Source organism: Gluconobacter oxydans DSM 3504, assembly GCF_000583855.1.
Taxonomy (GTDB): Bacteria; Pseudomonadota; Alphaproteobacteria; order Acetobacterales; family Acetobacteraceae; genus Gluconobacter; species Gluconobacter oxydans.
This window is the reverse complement of sequence record NZ_CP004373.1, coordinates 1,631,603-1,649,855: the sequence shown is the minus strand read 5'-3', so window position 1 is coordinate 1,649,855 and position 18,253 is coordinate 1,631,603. Positions and strand designations below refer to the sequence as shown.

General features: G+C 54.9%; 12 protein-coding genes. 1 reads left to right on the top strand and 11 read right to left on the bottom strand.

Features of this window, described 5'->3' with window-relative positions; genetic code table 11:
- Positions 1–10 precede the first annotated feature (10 nt).
- The 10 genes from GLS_RS07290 to GLS_RS07245 all read right to left on the bottom strand — a co-directional run bounded on the left by GLS_RS07290 (position 11) and on the right by GLS_RS07245 (position 13,869).
- Positions 11–2,275: a TonB-dependent siderophore receptor gene (locus GLS_RS07290; protein ID WP_158413638.1), complete on the bottom strand. Its 2,265-nt coding sequence runs from the start codon at positions 2,273–2,275 to the stop codon at positions 11–13.
- A gap of 164 nt (positions 2,276–2,439) precedes the next feature.
- The gene (locus GLS_RS07285; RefSeq protein WP_148295906.1) at positions 2,440–3,207 is read right to left on the bottom strand and encodes a hypothetical protein; all 768 of its coding nucleotides are present in this window, start codon (positions 3,205–3,207) and stop codon (positions 2,440–2,442) included.
- A gap of 137 nt (positions 3,208–3,344) precedes the next feature.
- A complete protein-coding gene (gene trxA, locus GLS_RS07280) occupies positions 3,345–3,674 on the bottom strand; it encodes a thioredoxin (protein WP_041111717.1) in 330 nt (109 codons plus the stop codon).
- Between the two features lie 57 nt (positions 3,675–3,731).
- On the bottom strand, positions 3,732–5,204 hold the full coding sequence (locus tag GLS_RS07275) for a metallopeptidase TldD-related protein (RefSeq protein ID WP_041111716.1): 1,473 nt from the start codon (positions 5,202–5,204) through the stop codon (positions 3,732–3,734).
- A 1-nt stretch (position 5,205) separates the two neighbouring features.
- Positions 5,206–6,561, bottom strand: coding sequence for a TldD/PmbA family protein (locus GLS_RS07270; protein ID WP_052327514.1), 1,356 nt, complete (start codon positions 6,559–6,561; stop codon positions 5,206–5,208).
- Between the two features lies 1 nt (position 6,562).
- A complete protein-coding gene (locus tag GLS_RS07265) occupies positions 6,563–8,266 on the bottom strand; it encodes an ABC transporter ATP-binding protein/permease (RefSeq protein WP_158413637.1) in 1,704 nt (567 codons plus the stop codon).
- 359 nt (positions 8,267–8,625) lie between these two features.
- Positions 8,626–9,573, bottom strand: a complete 948-nt coding sequence (locus GLS_RS07260) for a LysR family transcriptional regulator (RefSeq protein ID WP_041111714.1) — start codon at positions 9,571–9,573, stop codon at positions 8,626–8,628.
- Positions 9,574–9,744: 171 nt separating this feature from the next.
- Positions 9,745–11,313 (bottom strand): peptide-N4-asparagine amidase, encoded by a 1,569-nt coding sequence (locus tag GLS_RS07255; RefSeq protein ID WP_158413636.1) that lies wholly within the window; start codon positions 11,311–11,313, stop codon positions 9,745–9,747.
- Between the two features lie 334 nt (positions 11,314–11,647).
- Positions 11,648–13,087: a carbohydrate porin gene (locus GLS_RS07250; RefSeq protein ID WP_041111713.1), complete on the bottom strand. Its 1,440-nt coding sequence runs from the start codon at positions 13,085–13,087 to the stop codon at positions 11,648–11,650.
- 143 nt (positions 13,088–13,230) lie between these two features.
- The gene (locus GLS_RS07245) at positions 13,231–13,869 is read right to left on the bottom strand and encodes a TetR/AcrR family transcriptional regulator (RefSeq protein WP_041111712.1); all 639 of its coding nucleotides are present in this window, start codon (positions 13,867–13,869) and stop codon (positions 13,231–13,233) included.
- Between the two features lie 215 nt (positions 13,870–14,084).
- Between GLS_RS07245 and GLS_RS07240 the strand changes: the two genes are divergently transcribed.
- Positions 14,085–16,553, top strand: a complete 2,469-nt coding sequence (locus GLS_RS07240; RefSeq protein ID WP_196756965.1) for a membrane-bound PQQ-dependent dehydrogenase, glucose/quinate/shikimate family — start codon at positions 14,085–14,087, stop codon at positions 16,551–16,553.
- Between the two features lie 274 nt (positions 16,554–16,827).
- Here the strand turns inward: GLS_RS07240 and GLS_RS07235 are convergent, their stop codons facing one another.
- A complete protein-coding gene (locus GLS_RS07235; RefSeq protein WP_041112756.1) occupies positions 16,828–18,213 on the bottom strand; it encodes a diguanylate cyclase in 1,386 nt (461 codons plus the stop codon).
- Between the last annotated feature and the right edge of the window lie 40 nt (positions 18,214–18,253).

Sequence of the window (18,253 nt, the reverse complement as noted above, 5' to 3'; positions counted from 1 at the left end):
ATAATCGAGATCAGAAGAACGAATAAGAGATCGTTCCACGGAACATGCGAGGGCCACTTACGGAAACATAGGACGGGGTGCTGGTCACACCGAAAATGTTCCGGTTTTCCAGATTGGTAATGCCGAAATTGAATTTCAGCTTCCTGTAAGAGTACAGGAAATTGATATCCAGTTCATGCTGCGGCCCGATGGTGTATTTCGGATAATAGGAGACGGCGGCGCTGCTGCCATTTCCGTATACGCCGAAGGACATGCCGGCGTTCTTGAAAATCCCGCTCTGGAGAACATAGCTCATGAACAGGCTGTATTTCACCTTCGGCTGTGCGGCGACGATGTATTTCTCAAGGCTGTTAGACAGGAAGCGGAAGCCTGCATACGTAAAGCTGCCCGAAATCTGCCAGCCGGGAAGAAGAGTACCGCTCACATCGATATCCACGCCTTGGGTCCGCATCCCGGGGAGCACGATATATCTGTTGCTAGAGCCGGCGGCCAGAATTGGATAATTACTCTGGTCAAGACGATAGACTGAGCTCACGACGTCCAGTTTCTTGTTGAAGAACTGCGCCTTCACACCCGCTTCAAGATTGGTCGTCGTCTGCGAAGGCAGAAGCTTGTTGTCCGTGCCCATGGCAAAATTGGGCGTAAATCCATTCACCCAGCTCGCATAGACCGAGAACTGCTTGTTCAGATCGACCACCATACCGGCGATCGGAGAGATCTTGCCGATTTTCTTGGCAGCAGAGGTGTTTCCCCAGGAACGGTAGCCCGTATGTCTGATGGCACCAAAGAAATGGAAGCGCCCGTATTCGATCAGATCCTGCCCATAGAACCCGAGCTGTCGCGATCCCAGACTGTACTGAAAGATGGTCGCGGGATAAAAACGCGAGAGATTTGGCGTTTTGTTGATGGGAACAGTCGTAAATACCGTCTGCTCGGAAGACGGCGGGCTATAGTCAGAGACCGTGTAATCCGAATAGTTCAGACCGACAGAAATCGTATGCTTGAAAATGAATGTCTTGAATTTTGCCCTGAAATAATCATCCGTTGCATACTGGGTTGAGACCTGTTTGTCCGTTGACTGCATGATGAGGTAGTTGATCCCTCCCACATGCGCGGCAGGACCATACATATCCACCAGGGTCGTGGAATTGGACACATGGCTCCGGCTGACAAAAGTGAGCCAGTGGTTGATGTTCCAGGTCGTTTCATAGAACCAGCGCGTATTCCACATGGTGATCCCCTGATTATCGGGACCGAAGGCATGTCCATACGTCACAATCTGCGGGTCCGATCCAACTGTCGGGATCACCGCATAACCGGTCTGTGGCTGCCGAACCTTCGAGTTCTCCACCCCGACCGTGACGTCAACCGAGCGGTTCTTGAAGCGGATCGAGGGTGCAATCGAATATTCCTTACGTCCCTTGTAGCCGGCCCAGTTCCGGTCCTGATCGGCAAAATCGCCGATGATACGTGCACTGAGCGTCTTGGAATGATTGAGAGCCGTGGACCCATCGACCGTAATTTTGCGGTCGTCATAAGAGCCATACATGCCTTCGATATTGAGCAGGTTCTCCGCCACGGGTTTCTTGGTCACCACGTTGACCGAACCACCCATGTTGTTGCCGCCCGAAAGAAGAGCCGCCGGACCTTTCAGAACTTCAACCCGCTCGACATTGGCCGTCGGCTGCATGGCGCCGGTGGGGTCCAGCATACCATTTGTCATTCCTGTCGCCGTCCAGCCACGTACGGTATAGCTGTTGGAACCCTGCAGGTTGCTCCGGTTGACCGTCATGCCGCTCGCATTCCGCATGGCGTCAGCAATCGTCTGGATCTGCTGATCCGCGATAAGGGCACTGGTGATGGTCCGTGACGACTGCGGGAGGTCCCTGATCGAGCCACCCGTACGTGTGGAAGATGCAGAAGAATCAACGTTATACTGTGTCTCGGCCTCGTTCCGCTTCGCAATGACGTTCATGTTTTCCACATGTCCCGCATTGGCCCGGCGCACGTAGAACATGCCGTTCTTGTCAGAATAAATGGCATAATCCGAGCCATACAGAGCCTGCCGGAAGGCTTCGGTTGCGGTTTTGGCTTTCACCGCAGGCGCGTAAACCGTATCAGGAACCTCCTGACCGATCGTTACGGTAACATGGGCATGACGGGCAATTTCCTGAACCGTCGTACGGAGTGGCTGTCGCGGCAGGACAAACACACTGCCTGCGACTGCCCCGTTGCCTTTCCGTCCCGAATTTTCATCGGCGGCATAGGCAGGCATATAGATCCCCAGCAGACCGGCAGTAACGCACAACGATACGTTACGCTTTAGATACGAAATACTCATTTCTTCCCCCTGCTTTCTTCCGATGATGACGCGTTTATTCGTGAATATTTCCGATACTCAGATTAAGGCTCAGCTTGCGGTAGGGTCAGACTACCGCATCAGCAGGTACATCGGTCCGGACAATGTGCCGCTTCGAAAACACCAAGAAGGATCCCGAGAGCATTTTCCCATTGTTGCAGGGATTCCTTGTGCTGGGTTCGCAGGAAATCCATCATGGATGCATGTTCTTTGGGATATTTTTCTTCCAGAATACCAAAGACATGGATGAATTCTTTTTTGTCTTTTCGCTTCTTCTTTTCTTCTTCATGGATTTTTTCCAGAAGACTTTTTGTTTCCTTGACCGTCAGCAGTCCCCTCTCGCCCACCTGGCGCTGAACTGCTGCATCCCGGCGCGCATTAACCCATGAACGGAACGTATCCGAAACGACTGAACGGGATGTTCGCGGACTCCAGGTCGCCGCTTCGATCACGCCACCGAACTGGGCTTCAGGACTTTCCTTGACGGCGCGATCTGTCTCGGCAATCGCAGCGGAGCGGACCTTTCTCCAAAGAGCGGGTTTGGGGGCCGCTCCCGCCAGTTCCATGTCATGCAGTTCCATCGCATCCCTGAGAGAGACCCGCAGCGGATGGTCCGCATTCAGGAATGCCAGATCCTTTTCCGTTTCCCTGAGGAAGCGAAGAATCAGCAGGTTACCCTGACGATCCAGATCGACCCCAACCGGAACAGCTTCCAGCAGTGCGAGCTGTGCGGCCATCCCTTCTTTAGGAGTTGAAATGGTTGCCGCGACCATATCCAGCAATAAGGCCAGCCACTTGGGCAACCCGAACTGGCTGCTCCACTGGTCCAGATCTTCGCTTTCCAGCAATGCTCCGACCAGACTTCCGGTCTCGCCATCCCAGTGAAGCGGCCGGCTGACCCAGGCACCCGATTCCTGGAAGGAACGGGCTTTCTGGACCATGGCCTGCTTGAGATTGGCACTGTCGTGAAAGGATTGCGCCATGGTCAACCCTCGAGATTGCGGTCAATGAAAGCTGCGATGCGGCTTTTGGTCTGCAGACCCGTAAACCGCTCCCGTTCCTGTCCGTCAGAGAACAGCATGACCGTCGGCAGGCCTCGCACATGAAACTGGCTGACAATCTCAGGGTTCTCGTCAGCGTTGACTTTCACAAACAGCACTTCGCCCTGATAGGTTTCGGCCGTGTCGTCCAGAATGGGCAGCAACTGCTTGCACGGAGAGCACCAGGGCGCCCAGAAATCCACCACGACAGGAAGTTCCGATTTCAGAACAACCGTATCGAAATCGCGCTGGGACACAGGAATGATAACGCTCATGAGATTTCTCTTTTCAGGAATTCGATTTTTCTGACGATGACCGCGGGAAGGAGACTGTCATGAGCCTTTCCCCCCCACGATGAGACCGTCGACACGCAGGGTCGGCTGTCCGACCCCCACAGGAAGGGTCTGGCCTGACTTCGAACACACGCCGATTCCGCCATCGAGCATGCGGTCATTCCCGATCATGCTGATCTGTTTCAGCGTATCCGGTCCGTTTCCGAGAATGGTCGCACCGGCTATGGGAGCCCCAAGCCGGCCGTTCTCGATCAGGAAAGCCTCGGAGGCCTCGAACACGAAACGGCCGCTGGTCACATCGACCTGTCCGCCAGACAGGTTGTCGACATAGATCCCGTGGCTGACCGACGAAATGATTTCCCCGGGCTCCAGGGTGCCGGCTTCCATATAGGTGTTCGTCATCCGCGGCAGCGGCGTGGAGGCATAGGACTGCCGGCGTCCGTTGCCTGTCGGCGCGCATCCCATCTGACGGGCACTCAGCAGATCATGCATGTAGCCACGCAGGATCCCGTCCTCTACCAGAACCGTCCGCTGGCTCCCGACCCCCTCGTCATCGATGTTGAGAGAGCCCCGGCCGCCCGGAACCGTGCCATCATCCAGGATCGTGACGCCAGATGCGGCGATCCGCTCCCCGATCCGGCCGGAAAATGCCGAGCTGCCCCGTTGGTTGAAGTCGCCTTCCAGACCATGCCCGACCGCTTCATGAAGAAGCACGCCGTTCCAGCCTGCCCCGATGACGACCGTCATCGGACCTGCGGGAGCCGGCTGCCCCTCCAGCTTGGTCAGCGCGGACGAGACCACTCTGCGAACCAGCCCTTCGATGGCCTCTTCCGACAGAACCTCGTATCCGGCACGGCCGCCGAAACCCGATCCCGCGACTTCGCGCCGTCCGTTGGACAGCACCGTCACCATCACAGCCACCTTGATGAGGGGCCGGACATCCCCGCTCGAAAATCCATCATGCCGCGTCAGCCAGACCGTCTCGTGCGAGGCATGGACATTGGCATTGACCGAGACCACACGCGGATCAAGCGACCGGGCCAGGGCATCGATGGACCGTAACAGCGCGGTTTTGCGATCCGTACTCCATGACAGCAACGGATCCGCAATGCCGTACAGATCCTCCCGGATCGGGCCGTCCTGCGTCACTGCCGGAACCGGCTGAACTGCCGGGGCATTTCCATAGCCTTCCGTCAGAAGCCGTCCGGTCTTCTGCATGCTCGCCCGGTCGATCCGCTGCGACGAAGCAAAGGAAGCTTCCGCGCCCCGCAGGACCCGCATGCCATAGCCAAGGTCAATCCCGAACGCACCGGCCTTGATCCTGCCGCTCTCGATACGCCAGCTTTCGGACGCGCGGGACTGCAGATAGATATCTGCGAAATCCCCCCATTTCCCGAGCGCAGAGCCTGCGACATTCTGAAGAAAAGCCTCATCCAGCCCATAACGGTCCAGCAGCGTGGAACGGGCCGTGTCGATGCGTCCTGCGGGATAGTTTTGCGTAAGACCTGCCATGTTATGCACTCCCGCCTACGGACATGTTTTCCAGAAGCCACGATCCTGTACGGAACGGTCCGCGCTCGACGGCGTCCGCCCCAAGCGCGACAATCCCCGCGAACATCTCCCTGAGATTCGAGGCAATCGTGACTCCGGCCACCGGATGCACGATCCGGCCGTCCTGAACCCAGGCCCCGCGCACCGCGCGCGAGAATGTTCCGGTTGTCAGATCGGACGAGCCGGCCATGTGGGTAATCAGAAGGCCGGTCCCGAGCTTCCTCAGCATCTCGTCCTGCGTGTCGGAAGGCTGCGTCAGGGAACTCGAGATCTGCATGTTGTAGGTCTGCCCGCCATTGCCGGTGGGGGCCATTTTCAGGAAACGGGCGGAGTAGAGATCCAGGAAATATCCCTTCAGAATGCCCCGCTCCACGACATGGCGCTGCGTGCCGGCAATCCCGTCCGCGTCGTAGGGGGCACTGGAGTTCCCCTGCAGGAGAAAGGGATTTTCCGAAATGCTGACATGCTCCGCAAAGGCAGCCTGCCCCAGCGCCCCTGCCAGGAAGGAGTTTCCCTGCCGCAGTAACGGTCCCGATACGGCGCGCATGAACTCCCCGAGCAGGCCTGTCGCTGTCGGAGCATCAATCAGGATCCGGTATGTCCCGGTAGGAATCTGACGGCCGCCAATGGCCTGAAGCGCACGAGTGCCACTGATGCGCCCGACCTGCTCCGGGCTCTCAAGCTGCGTCGCACGCCGACCACTGGTGGACCAGCTTTCAACCTGGCGCGCACCATCGCGCATGGCGACGGGAGAACAGGCAATACCATGCTGGCTCCACGGCACCGAACCCGTGAATCCCCGGCTGGATGCAAGAAACGACAGACCGGCCGAACTCCAGACGGATGCGCCTTCCGTCTGATGAATGCAGGCATCGACCGCAAACGCACTTTCTTCGGTCTGCAGCGCCAGTTCCAGCGCATCCGGGTAGGCGATGTCCCAGGGATGGTACAGATCCAGATCCCGGATCTCGGAGCAGTATTCGGACGTATCGGCAAAGGCGGCAAGATCGTCCCGCTCACCATAGCGGGCAATGTCGGTCGCAGCCTGAAGGGCACGTTTTATGGCGTCGGGGGAGAAATCCGTGGTAGCAGCCGAAGCCCGGATCCCGTCGCAGATCACGCTGACGAAGGCATTGCGCCGGATCGAACTGTTCCGCTGAAGCGGTTTGCGGTTCCGTGCTCCCACCGTCCAGCTTTCGGTCTCCTGCAGCGAGATCTGGACGTCGTCGGCATGCACCGTTTTCCCGAAAGAAAAGGCCCGGTCCGCGATCTGCTCGAAATCCTGCCTGAGACGGCTGATTTCATGACGCTGAAGCATGTCAGGATGTCCTGTGCAAAGAGAGGAGCGCGCCAGAAGGCGGTTCCTGATTGTCCATGACCCGTCCCACCCCGCCTGCGATATGCAGCCGCTTTGAATGCAGCATCATGAGGTCGCGCGCATGCACGACGCTGATGAGCGTGAGGGCAGGATGGTCCAGAAGAATGCGATAGATGGCGGCGGCCGTTTCCTGGTCGAGCCCGGACGTCGCCTCATCCAGAACGAGAACATCCGGCGAGGAGACAAAGGCCCGTGCGAGCGCAAAACGCTGCTGCTCCCCCGGAGACAGACGCTGGGACCAGTCGCCCCCCACATCCAGCTGATCCACAAGTCCGGGCAGCAGGAAGCGCCGAAGCAGCGTGGCACAGAGGGCGCGGTTTTCAGGCGAATGCGGCTGGTCCGGCAGCATGAGATCAAGCAGCGTCCCGTGCGGCAGATAGGGCCTCTGGGGCAGGAACATGATCCGCCTCTCCCGGGGAAGCGAGATCTGCCCCTCTCCCTCGGAGCTGAGACCTGCCATGGCCCGCAGAAGAGTGCTTTTTCCGCTGCCAGACGGTCCTGTAATGACCCATTTTTCTCCGGCGCGGACAGTCCATTCCTGAACTTCCAGAACCGGTTCCGCCTGTTCGGGTACACGCAGAACCAGATCACGGGCGACGATGTCGTCCTGTCCATCCCGCAGCAGACTGATTTCAGCCTTTTCCGGTGTCTGGATCGCGTCGACCAGAACGAACAGTCGGTCAAAGGACGCCGATGTTTCCGCATACATGGGATACATCTGCATGAACCATGTCAGCGACGAACTCAGCGTCACGAAAACCGACTGCGTCTGGATGATATCGCCGTATGTCATGCGGCCCGACATGTAGCGGGGCACGGCAAGGGCGAGCGGCAGAAGCCGCTGAACATGGCTGATGATCTGGCTCGCAAAGGAGATGATCAGCCCCATCCGCTGCTGCACGAAATAGTTGTTCACAAGTGCGGAAAATGCGCCCGCAATCCGCAGATGCTCGACCCGCTCCATAAGCATGAGCGCGACCTGCTCGGCATGTCGGCGGATCGAAACCAGCGAAAAACGCAGATCCGCCTCATAATGCTGCTGACGCATGTTGAGACGGATCAGCTTCCGGCCAATCCGGAAAATGACCCCAGTTCCGATAATCGATGAGAGATAGGCTCCCAGTAAAAGATCGGCACGCGTGGTAATGTCATGCCCGAAGACATGATACGTCACCGGAGTCGATTTGGTGATCAGCAGCGAGGTATAAAGGATGATGGTGAAGGTGACCCGCAGGCATCCGGTGAAAATACCAAATACGCCGTTGACGACATTCCTGACGTCCTCGGCAAGACGCTGGTCGACATTTTCGACAAGCTCACTGCGTTCAATGAAATAGAATCTTTTCCCGGACAGCCAGTTCCCTGTGAGGGCAACAGTCACCGTGTTGCGCCACAGCATTTCGAAAACATTCTGCACATACACGCCAAGATAAGACAGGCTGTAAGCCAGCGATCCGACGAGCAGGAACTCCAAGGCATATCTGACGAAGCCCGGGAAATCCTTGTACTGAATGGAATCAAATACGGCCTTGCTGATATCCGTTTCTATCCTGAAACCGTAGACACCGCCGAACTGGATCGCCAGGCAGACCAGAAGCAGAAACCAGGCGAGGATCCATCGTCTTGAAAACAGGAAAATGCTCACAAGCTTTCCCAGGACAACCGCTTTCCTGAGCGGCCGGCTTTTTGCCTGCCAATCCTGCGGAGAGCCGAAATCGAACGCGGACAGGAAAAGGGATCGGGATGCCATTACGCGCCCCCACCCGCAGGACGGACATCGTTCCGGCAGATCTTCATTCCGGAGGAACTGTCACGTCGCATGGCCGCTCTTTTCTCCCATGGCAGCCTCCTTCCCGCTTCCCTTCAGAAACAGAAGGAAAAGCCAGACTGAAGAAGCCCGATTCTTGTTTCGGATTCGGAAGGAAAATGCCTTCCGCGAACTCTCCACCGTAGGAAAGCAACAAAAGCTTCATAACCACAAATAATAAATGTGTATAATGAATATTATGTTTTTTTATGGGTGCTTTTATGGGCCCGACGGTGCGTCGCAGTGAAACTGTCGATATGCGTCATCAGCCAGCGATGTGCTGGATCATTCGTCCTGTGATCGGGCCACTGGGCAAAAACAGACTCCAGTTCCACAGGAAATGGCAGCTTCAGAACCCGTACAGGAAACATCGAGGCATAATACTGAAGGACCCATCCACTTCCCGTCGCCACAAGATCGGTCCCGATGATCAGGCCAGGAAGTGTTCCGTAACGACCTGTCATTGCCACGATATTTCTCTGGGAAAGAATTTCATTCTGCGGTCCGGCTGCATAGACAGCCTCCGATACTGAAGCATGTCGCGCCTCGAGATACTGTTCCTGAGTGATGGTCGACTGAATCGTCGGATGACGGTCCCAGACCATGCATGACAGACCGTCCTTCATGAGCTCTGTAGCGGGAAAACGCGGGTCCAGAAGGGAATGCGGCACGATCACCAGGTCCGCACCGCCCTCGAACAGTTCGCTCTGCTTTGTATTTCCCGGCGAGGAGACGACAACCCTGATGTTCTGCGCCTCGGACAGCATCGTGGGCACAACCCGCCCCAGCAGCATGGTCGCCAGATTTTCAGGGGCCGAGAGATGGAATGTCTTGCGGCTCGTCCGGGGATCGAAATCCAGCTGAAGCCCGAAAGTCTCGTCCAGCTGTGCCAGTAGTTTCTTGACCCGTGGTCTCAGCTTTTCCGCCAGCGGCGTCAACATCCGCTCACCGGACGGATAGACAATCAGTTCATCATTGAACTGATCCCGAAGCTTGCGAAACGCAACGCTCATCGCAGGCTGGCTGAGGCGGATCTGTCGTCCGGCTTCCGTCAGGGATGACGCATTGAGAATGGCATCCAGCGCATAAAGCAGGTTGAGATTGATACGCCTTAAAGAGCCGGGGCTGGAATCTGACCTGTTCATACCAAAAAATCCACCGCCTGGAACACGATCTCGTTTGCTGCCACGAGAGAGCGTTTATCCTAGAGATGGCCTCTCCGTCGAACGATCCCCGAGACGGCAGAATATCCCAATTGATACGTTTTGATATCAAAATACTCTAGTTCAAAGAGACCTTAGGGAAAATGCCCTCTGTCAGGGCTCCTGCTGTGGAATCTCACGACATTCCGCGTCGTCCTTCACCGACACGATAACGTCATTCAGGCTTTTAACTGCTAGCTCATGGCATCTGGACCGGCCATCTCCCATCTGCAGCCAGGCTTCCGACGTGTTTGATCGGTGCTCTGTCAAAGCCCCATTCCTGCCCGCACCGGTGACAGCCGTCGCATCGATGAAAAGCCGCATCTGGGGCGTGATATTCTCCGGCCAGGTTCCCGCCATCTCCCGTATCAGACCCTGCTGCACATTCAGGGTATATGCCGGCTCTGTGCCGGCCCCTGATTTTCCCTGACGAACCGTCAGAGGAAAACGTTCCGCAACAGTATATCCACGATGGCCCTGTAAATCCTGCTGATCATGACGGGTCGTCAGGCGGTTGATCTGAACGATACTGCTGCCCCCATCCGTGCGCGCGTAAGCGTTCTCGAAGGACATCTTCTGGCTCACCGAAGTCTCGACACGACCATGCGACGTTTCGACATAGCCTACAGCCTCGACTGCCTGATCTGCACGGGTCGTATATTTCCCTGTCCCGTTTTTCTGCACCGGAATGTCCTGATGAACAGTGATCGCGGCCGTTTTTCCTGAAGAGCGGACGAGTTCACCATTTACAACCTGCCGTCCGGGATCACGCCATGCGAGCAATGTCCCGGTCATGACGACATACCGGCGCGCGCCCACAACGCTCAGGTCGATATGATGTGGTCTGCCGTCATTCAGACGTCCTGCAAAAGGTGTCAGATCTACCCGATACGGGTGCAGATTCAGGGTCTCGATTCCCGGAATCTGCTTCCACAACATCGCATTGAATCCGCCCGTGTAAATCCACGGAAATACCGGAGCAATTCCCGCCAGAATGCCGTCCACCCGCACCTCGGTTTCCCGGAACGGAATACCGCATGTCCTGTCCTGTGCCGCGTTCATCTCCGGGGTATAATGAATAGGCATGCACATATACCAGAATTCATCCACCTGCTGCGGCATCGCCAGAACATCCAGCATCAACCGCGTCACATTCCTCGGCAGGGAGAGCTCACTTTTAAGCACAGGCGACGACGCCGTCAGGAAAACGGGATCCTTGTCCAGCGGAAGGACAATATCGGGGACGTCCGGCGCCTGCGCGCCCGGAGCTGCCTTATAAAATACCAGACGGGCCGCCCCCTTTATGCGGCCGTTGTTCTGATCGGTCACAATATTCAGAAGCTCGGCATCACCTTTCTCGGGCTGCCTTAGAAGCGCCGAATAATCGGTAAGGTCGCGTTCGACATGCCACGTCGCCCCCTGCCTGCGGGCCGGCTCAACCGTTGTCCCGGTCAGGATATTGACCTCACCGAGCCTTACTCTCACCGTCCGGTCAAACTGCTGGCCTGCACTGACACTGAAATCTGCTTCAAGGACTACCCGGGACCATGGCCCCGGACACCCGACGGGTGGGGCGTAATCAATAACTTGTCGGACCGCCGGGCCGTCAAATTCATGATCGGGAAAAAGCTCAACCGTACAATACGGCGTATCCGGACGCGTTATCTGCGGTTCAATACTCATGACATCGCGGCTTCCTACCACCGGAAGCGGCGCAAACATGGCAGAAGCCTTCCCAGGCTCGGCGTGGACCGGTACCAGAAAAGCCATGACTGCAACGGGTGCAGCGACAAACCGCCAGAAAAAGCCAGCAAAACCGGAAGAAAGCGACATCGTCACCTGTTCACACAGAAATGGATCTCTTCAAGCCACGTATGAGAGATTACCTCCACCGCGCGCCGATCCCGATACCAAAGTTCCGTGAACATTCCGCAACCGAACACAGCGTGTCAATCTAGCGCTGCTCGAAAAATCACCGATCGAAGCAACCGAGATAGTTTTATAAAAAGCCAAATGATCAGAGATCCGCCAAGATTCTAAATCCTGTCACAAGTGCCGTATTATAATAATCACCCGCATCTGGTCTGAATATAATCTGACAATCAGGCACAATCGAAACTCCCGGATAAAGCTTCGCAGAGTAATTAATTTCAAGAACCTGAATATTCGTCTCGACCGCATGCACCCCATTGCTTAGCGCCAGTCCGAGAGACTGCTGAAGCTCCTGCGTGCGCGTCAAGTTCGGATTAACCTGAAGGTTAGAAAAGAAGACAGACATATAATCCGCTGGTCGGTTCGGCACGAAGTGTTGTGCAATCAGACCTGCCGTATATTGATGCCGGAACGGCACAGAGGAACCGGTAGCATCCGTGGCGATTCCCATGATGATCAGACCGTCACGTGGGCCCGGCCCGAAACGAAACAGCATTTGATCGCCACCAATATAGGCTGCCCCTCGCTGTCGTTCGATCCGTGCTGAAGCATGAGAAGTTACAATTGGCGCACCTGTTACGGAGGTGAAGAGATCCTTATTATCTGAGGTGTCGATATAACCACCAATCTTGTAGTGCCCTGGAAGCTTATTTTTCCCCCAATTCGGCTCCCAGCCAATCTCCATGGGAATCATAATTCCGAGGGATGCCGTAGTAATCGTGAAGCCGGCAATGCCTCCGTCTTTTTTCGTATCTTGGAATAACCCGACGCGCGTATAGACTGATTTTACAGGGTCATATTCCACCTGCGCACCCAACTCAGCGTAAGGCCAAGAGCGCCAGTGTGAAGAAACAGAAACCGCTGTGGGATGCGAACAGGTCACATTATCCAAAGCATAACATCCCAATGGAAATGACCCGAAGCTCATATTAGGGGGATAAAACCCCGCTGTGATTGTCAATCGATCATGCGCCAGCTTCTGCTGTAAGTAGAGCTGGACAAGGTGGTATAAAACGTTCCCACCGACACCGAAGCTCTGTTGCGGTTCGAGCAGTGTCAGATTGCCAACGTAATTTTTCGCTACATCTCGTCCGGCACGTTGAACACCCAGCATGCGAAAGCTCAATCCCTTCGCTCCAATCAGCTTCTGCAGATTTACATCGACTCCCATCGTAATCTGATGATCGTAGGCGATCCCCGAACGTCGACCGCCGGCTACATTGGCCAGCGTTTCGGTAAGATAGGTTAGCGTCAGATCAATTCCGTGATCGAATAACCAGCTCCGAGCGCCAAAAGGATCTCCTAACGCTTTATTGGTAAAAGGCGTTACGGCCGCTGAAGGGTGACTAGGCTTTCCGTTTGCTTCCAGCTGCACATCACCCGGAGCCGCCTGTACGGGCTCTTGAACAGGATCGCTCCCCGTGACGGATTGAGGCACCGCGTGCGCAGACACCGCCAACAGGCCAAGCAGACATGCGACCGAAAAAGCATTTTTAGCGGCGGCAGAACCACAAGAATGAAACATCCACTATTCCTCTCATGGCATTTCAGTTCTGACTGACTAGACAGTCAGCTCGGAAATCGAGCGAATAGGTTAAAAATACCTGCCGGAAAAATCACACTTTTGGGAAATTATGTCTGTTTCAACCGCTCATTTATGGGGCGAACTCAGTCCGCCGACGCCAGATAAGCAATAACGGCGTCTTTCACCATACGGCGGTGTCGCGCGCAACTCTGCGCACTAAGCATGTTGATTCCGAGAACAGAAGACACAGTATGATGGTTGCTGACGCGATAAAAACAAAAAGACGTATAAAATATATGCAAGTCTACAGGGGTAACTTCTCTTTTAAATACACCCAAAGCCATCCCACGACTCAGAATATCAGCTATTACCACCATGATTCTATAACTAACAGTGCTATCAATTCCCGTTTTTCGTAGATGCTCACCTTTATTTATATTTTCAATCATCACGATTCTAACAAAATCTTCGTGTTTTTCGTGATAGTCGAGAGTAAAATCGATAATACGCTCCAATGCCTCAATTGGATCAGTGTTGCGTACGTCAAGATGCTCCTCATCTGAACGAAGACTAGGATAAACCTTCTCCAAAACGGCTTTATACAAGCCATCCTTATCTCCGAAGTGGTAATAGATCATACCTTTCGTTGTACGGGTTCCTCTGGCGATCCGATCCACCCGGGCGCCCGCCAGACCGTATTCAGCGAATTCTTTCAATGCGACTTCCAGAATATTTTTCCGTGTCTGGTCTGCATCCCGCAGAAAGGGAGGATCATCACTCATTCGTTAATTCTCTCGTACCTTCAATTGGTTAGGGAGGTTTTGTTCATAACGGAAAAATATCCTCTCATTCTATCACGGTGAATTGAGGGTCTCAAAGCGTGAGTAGTGTTTGGTTTGGCTTGTTGGGTGTCCTATGCGTTCGCTTGCTGACTATCTAGTTAGTCTGAATCATCTAAGGCGGTCAGATTCCTTTGCCGCAGAACAGGAGAAACGTCTTGCATTCGATCGACCAACCCTCCAGTCGGCCAGCCCTTCTCCTGGCGTGGCTTTTGGCAATCGCCCTATTCGTCACAGGGCTCTACTTCTTCAGTGGTGGTATCTGGCTGCTAGCACTCGGCGGCAGTCCTTATTTCGCCCTAGAAAGCATCCTGCTTCTCACGTCTGCCTGGTTTTTAATGCGGCAACGATCGCTCGCTTTTCTTCTTTTCATGATTTTTTACATTACGACAGTACTGTGGGCATTCGGCGAAACGGGTATTGATTTCTGGCCCTTGATCTCGCGACTGTTTGTTCCGTCCGTCTTTCTGCTCGTTTTCTTTGCTCTTCTGCCCTATCTGCGCCAAATCAGCGGTAAGACGCCACTCCGGGGTCCGTCTTATGGACTATGCTTTTTGACGTGCATTGGTCTGATTGGGGCTTTCGCCGAGATGTTCATTCCACATGCCCCTGTCGCTGGCCCGACGCAAGAAGCGCCACTCGCCAGCACCAAGGACGGCACCGGAGACTGGAGTGCGTATGGACGCACGGCGACTGGCACGCGCTTCGCTCCTTTTTCGGAAATCAACCGCAATACCATTTCCCGCCTCCATCAGGTTTGGAGCATCCACACGGGGGATATTCCAATAAGTCCCGGAGGGAATGGTGCGGAAGACCAGGAGACGCCCCTGCAGATCGGCAACACGCTCTTTCTCTGCACACCACATAACAATGTCATCGCCGTCGATGCGGATAGCGGTGGCAAGCGCTGGGAAGCACATGTCAATTCTCAGTCGAAGATATGGCAGCGTTGTCGAGGGCTTGGCTATTTCGATGCCTCTGCCCCTCTCCCGGTTACAACCAACGCGCTTTCCGCACCTGAACCGATCTCTCACGATCCGACGGCTCCGTGCGACAAGCGTCTTTTCACCAACACTCCCGATGGCCGACTGATCGCTATCGACGCCCAAACGGGCGAATACTGTCAAGAATTCGGAACCAATGGTACCGTAAATCTGCTCGAGGGTCTCGGCGATGCTCCGGATCCGCAATATCAGGTCACCTCACCGCCAACCGTTGCCGGTACGACTGTCATCGTTGGTGGTCGCATTGCTGACAACGTCAAAACCGATATGCCCGGTGGTGTAATTCGCGGTTACGATGTCATCACCGGCGCTCTTCGGTGGGCTTTTGACGCTCGCAATCCTGATCCGAACCACAAACTAACCGAAGGGGAGACCTATCGGCGGAGCTCTGCCAATTCCTGGGCGCCGATGTCCTATGATGCCGCAATGAATACGGTCTTTATACCGATGGGTAGTTCATCCGTGGATCTATGGGGAGGCAATCGCACGCCGGAAGACCATAAATACGCCACTTCCATCCTCGCTTTGGATGCAACGACAGGTCATATGCGCTGGGTCTACCAGACCGTGCATAATGATCTGTGGGATTTCGACATCCCGATGCAACCCACGTTAATTGATGTGCCGACAGCCCACGGCAACACCCCTGCCGTTGTCTTTGGCACCAAATCCGGGCAAATCTTCGTTCTCGATCGGGCAACGGGCCAACCATTGACGGACGTCAAGGAAGTCCCCGTGCCGAAAGCCAATATTCCGAATGAACACTACTCCCCCACCCAGCCCGTCTCGGTCGGTATGCCACAAATCGGCGCTGGCCCGCTGAGCGAGGCTGATATGTGGGGCGCGACGCCATTCGATCAACTTGCCTGTCGGATCAGCTTCCGCTCGATGCGCTACACGGGTCTGTTCACGGCTCCCGGCACGGATACTTCGCTAAGCTTTCCCGGCTCACTGGGGGGCATGAACTGGGGCGGCATCTCCACTGATCCCGATAACCACTATATCTTCGTTAATGACATGCGCCTTGGCCTCTGGGTGCGGATGGTCAAGACAGCGGCCCCTGCCCCTACCCCGTCGGCGGGACAAAGTGAAAAGGTCGAAACAGGCAAAACTGGATCGGCCAGTGGCGGCGAAGCGATCAATGCTGGCATGGGGGCTGTGCCGCTTGGAGGCACGCCGTATTCTGTTGTGAAGAACCGCTTTATGTCGCCGCTGCAGATACCCTGTCAGAAACCACCTTTCGGCACGCTTTCTGCAATCGATATGAGGACGCACAAAATCGTTTGGCAAGTCCCGGTTGGCACAGTGCAGGATACGGGTCCCTTCGGAATCAAGATGCATGCCAAAATGCCAATTGGCATGCCAACGCTGGGGGGAACGCTTGCGACGAAAGGTGGCCTCGTCTTCATCGCTGGGACCCAGGATTATTATCTACGTGCTTTTGACAGCGCGACTGGAAAAGAGGTCTGGAAAGCCCGTCTGCCCGTTGGGAGCCAGGGTGGTCCAATGTCTTATGTCTCGCCCACAACGCATCGGCAATACATCGTCATCTCGGTTGGCGGTGCACGGCAGTCTCCCGATCGTGGAGATGACGTCATCGCTTTTGCATTGGATGAAAAATAACATTCGTTCCTGCGGCCTCACCGTGGCCGCAGGAATAATTACCTTACATCGGGTAGATCTCCTGAACGTAAGTGTCGGCTCACACAAATGTTCACGAAGCAACCGAAGCTCCCTCGCCATGCAACGACCATCGGATTTTCCGAAACCGCTGGTAGGAGGCGAATGGAACGACCGGAAGGTATGACAGGAGCCTCCTGTTATTCAGGAGTTTCCTCAATCTTCCACCACAAGGGCGTGGATCAGATCTTTTGCCCACCTGCCCTGACAATCCCCTTCAATGAGTATGTTTTCCTTTGCTGACCTGCCATCGATTTCGGCCTGCCGCCTTGGCAAGGTAAAGGGCTCGATCCGCGTCCTCAATCAGGTAACGATAATCGGGATGGCCATCAAATGTGGCGATGCCGAATGATGCCGTTACGTGAATATCGTTTCCATTAACTGCCAGGGCAGAACTCCGTTCAATCGCTTCGCGAATACGTTCAGCAATCTGAATTGCTTTTTCTTCTGCTGTTTCTGTCAACAGAACAAGGAATTCTTCTCCCCCATACCGGAAAACAAAATCACTCATCCTACATTGTGCGAGCAGGATTTTAGCGACAGATCGCAATACGGAATCACCAGCGACATGGCCGAGTTGATCATTGATGGATTTGAAATGGTCAATATCCACCATAAGGACACTGAAAGGGACGTTCCGCCGCAAAGAAAGTGAGACTTCTCGGCCAAGAATGGTAGGCAGAAAGCGTCGGCTTAATGTCTGGGTTAGAGGATCCCGGCCATTCTCCACAGCTTCGGCCGTCTTAAAAAGCTGGTCCATCATGTAATGGATTTCTTCCAGCGCACTCTGGAGAGCTTTGATGGCCTTTGGCGATACAGGCCGTTTGGATACCAGAGCAGGAACAAGCTCGTTATCAACGTGTTCCACGGCCTTCGAGACGACGTCGATTTCTGGCGCTCCCTGAAAGAGGACACTTCCCTTGTGTCTGAGCCACAGACCGAATGCAGAGTCTGAAAGAGTACTGGCTGAATCTCCCCCGTAACAAATATCAAGAAGAAAAGACTGCCCCCACTCCAACAATGCGGCACGCTGTGTCTCTCGTTCAAGGCTTATGTCTTTTCCCAATGACATAAGCCGAAACGCCTCGTTGACCTCAACTTCCTTTCGCGTTCCCTTTACGAACTCGAGGCTCATGACCTCGATTGCAATATCGATCATGTCTTCAGCATATGCGGTGCTCATGGAATACTCCGATCCATTCAGTCCAAGAGACTGAATGAACATGCGCAGTTTTCTTTTCAGGAGACGTGCTCCGTGCATCACCACATGAATCGGGATCTGAATACGCGCATGCGCCGCACCAATCCGCTGTTGAGTCTGTACAAGGTTAGCTGCGTCAGGCGCGTCATGAGAGAAAAGCTCCTTCAGCCAACGCACCAGTGCCACCCGAAGGCGCGTGTCGACGATTTCGTTTGAAAGGAACGGTGCTGCATCAGCGTTGCCCAGGAGTACTTCATAAAACCGCTGCACACAGTCCTTCGCATGCCTGTCGATCACTTCGGCTACGGTCTCGCGCACATGCTCAGGCGTCTGTGCGATCAGGTTTTCCCATTCCTTCTGGGCAATAGACGGCTCTTGTACTTCACTGAAATCAATGGTCATGAAATGTTTTTCCGTAAAATTATGATCTGACCTGCGGGAG

Coding starts and splice junctions, on each gene's coding strand:
- GLS_RS07270 (WP_052327514.1), bottom strand. CDS start 6,561: ATGCTTCAGCGTCATGAAATCAGCCGTCTCAGGCAGGATTTCGAGCAG.
- GLS_RS07260 (WP_041111714.1), bottom strand. CDS start 9,573: ATGAACAGGTCAGATTCCAGCCCCGGCTCTTTAAGGCGTATCAATCTC.
- GLS_RS07255 (WP_158413636.1), bottom strand. CDS start 11,313: ATGAGTATTGAACCGCAGATAACGCGTCCGGATACGCCGTATTGTACG.
- trxA (WP_041111717.1), bottom strand. CDS start 3,674: ATGAGCGTTATCATTCCTGTGTCCCAGCGCGATTTCGATACGGTTGTT.
- GLS_RS07245 (WP_041111712.1), bottom strand. CDS start 13,869: ATGAGTGATGATCCTCCCTTTCTGCGGGATGCAGACCAGACACGGAAA.
- GLS_RS07250 (WP_041111713.1), bottom strand. CDS start 13,087: ATGTTTCATTCTTGTGGTTCTGCCGCCGCTAAAAATGCTTTTTCGGTC.
- GLS_RS07235 (WP_041112756.1), bottom strand. CDS start 18,213: ATGACCATTGATTTCAGTGAAGTACAAGAGCCGTCTATTGCCCAGAAG.
- GLS_RS07275 (WP_041111716.1), bottom strand. CDS start 5,204: ATGGCAGGTCTTACGCAAAACTATCCCGCAGGACGCATCGACACGGCC.
- GLS_RS07290 (WP_158413638.1), bottom strand. CDS start 2,275: ATGCCTGCCTATGCCGCCGATGAAAATTCGGGACGGAAAGGCAACGGG.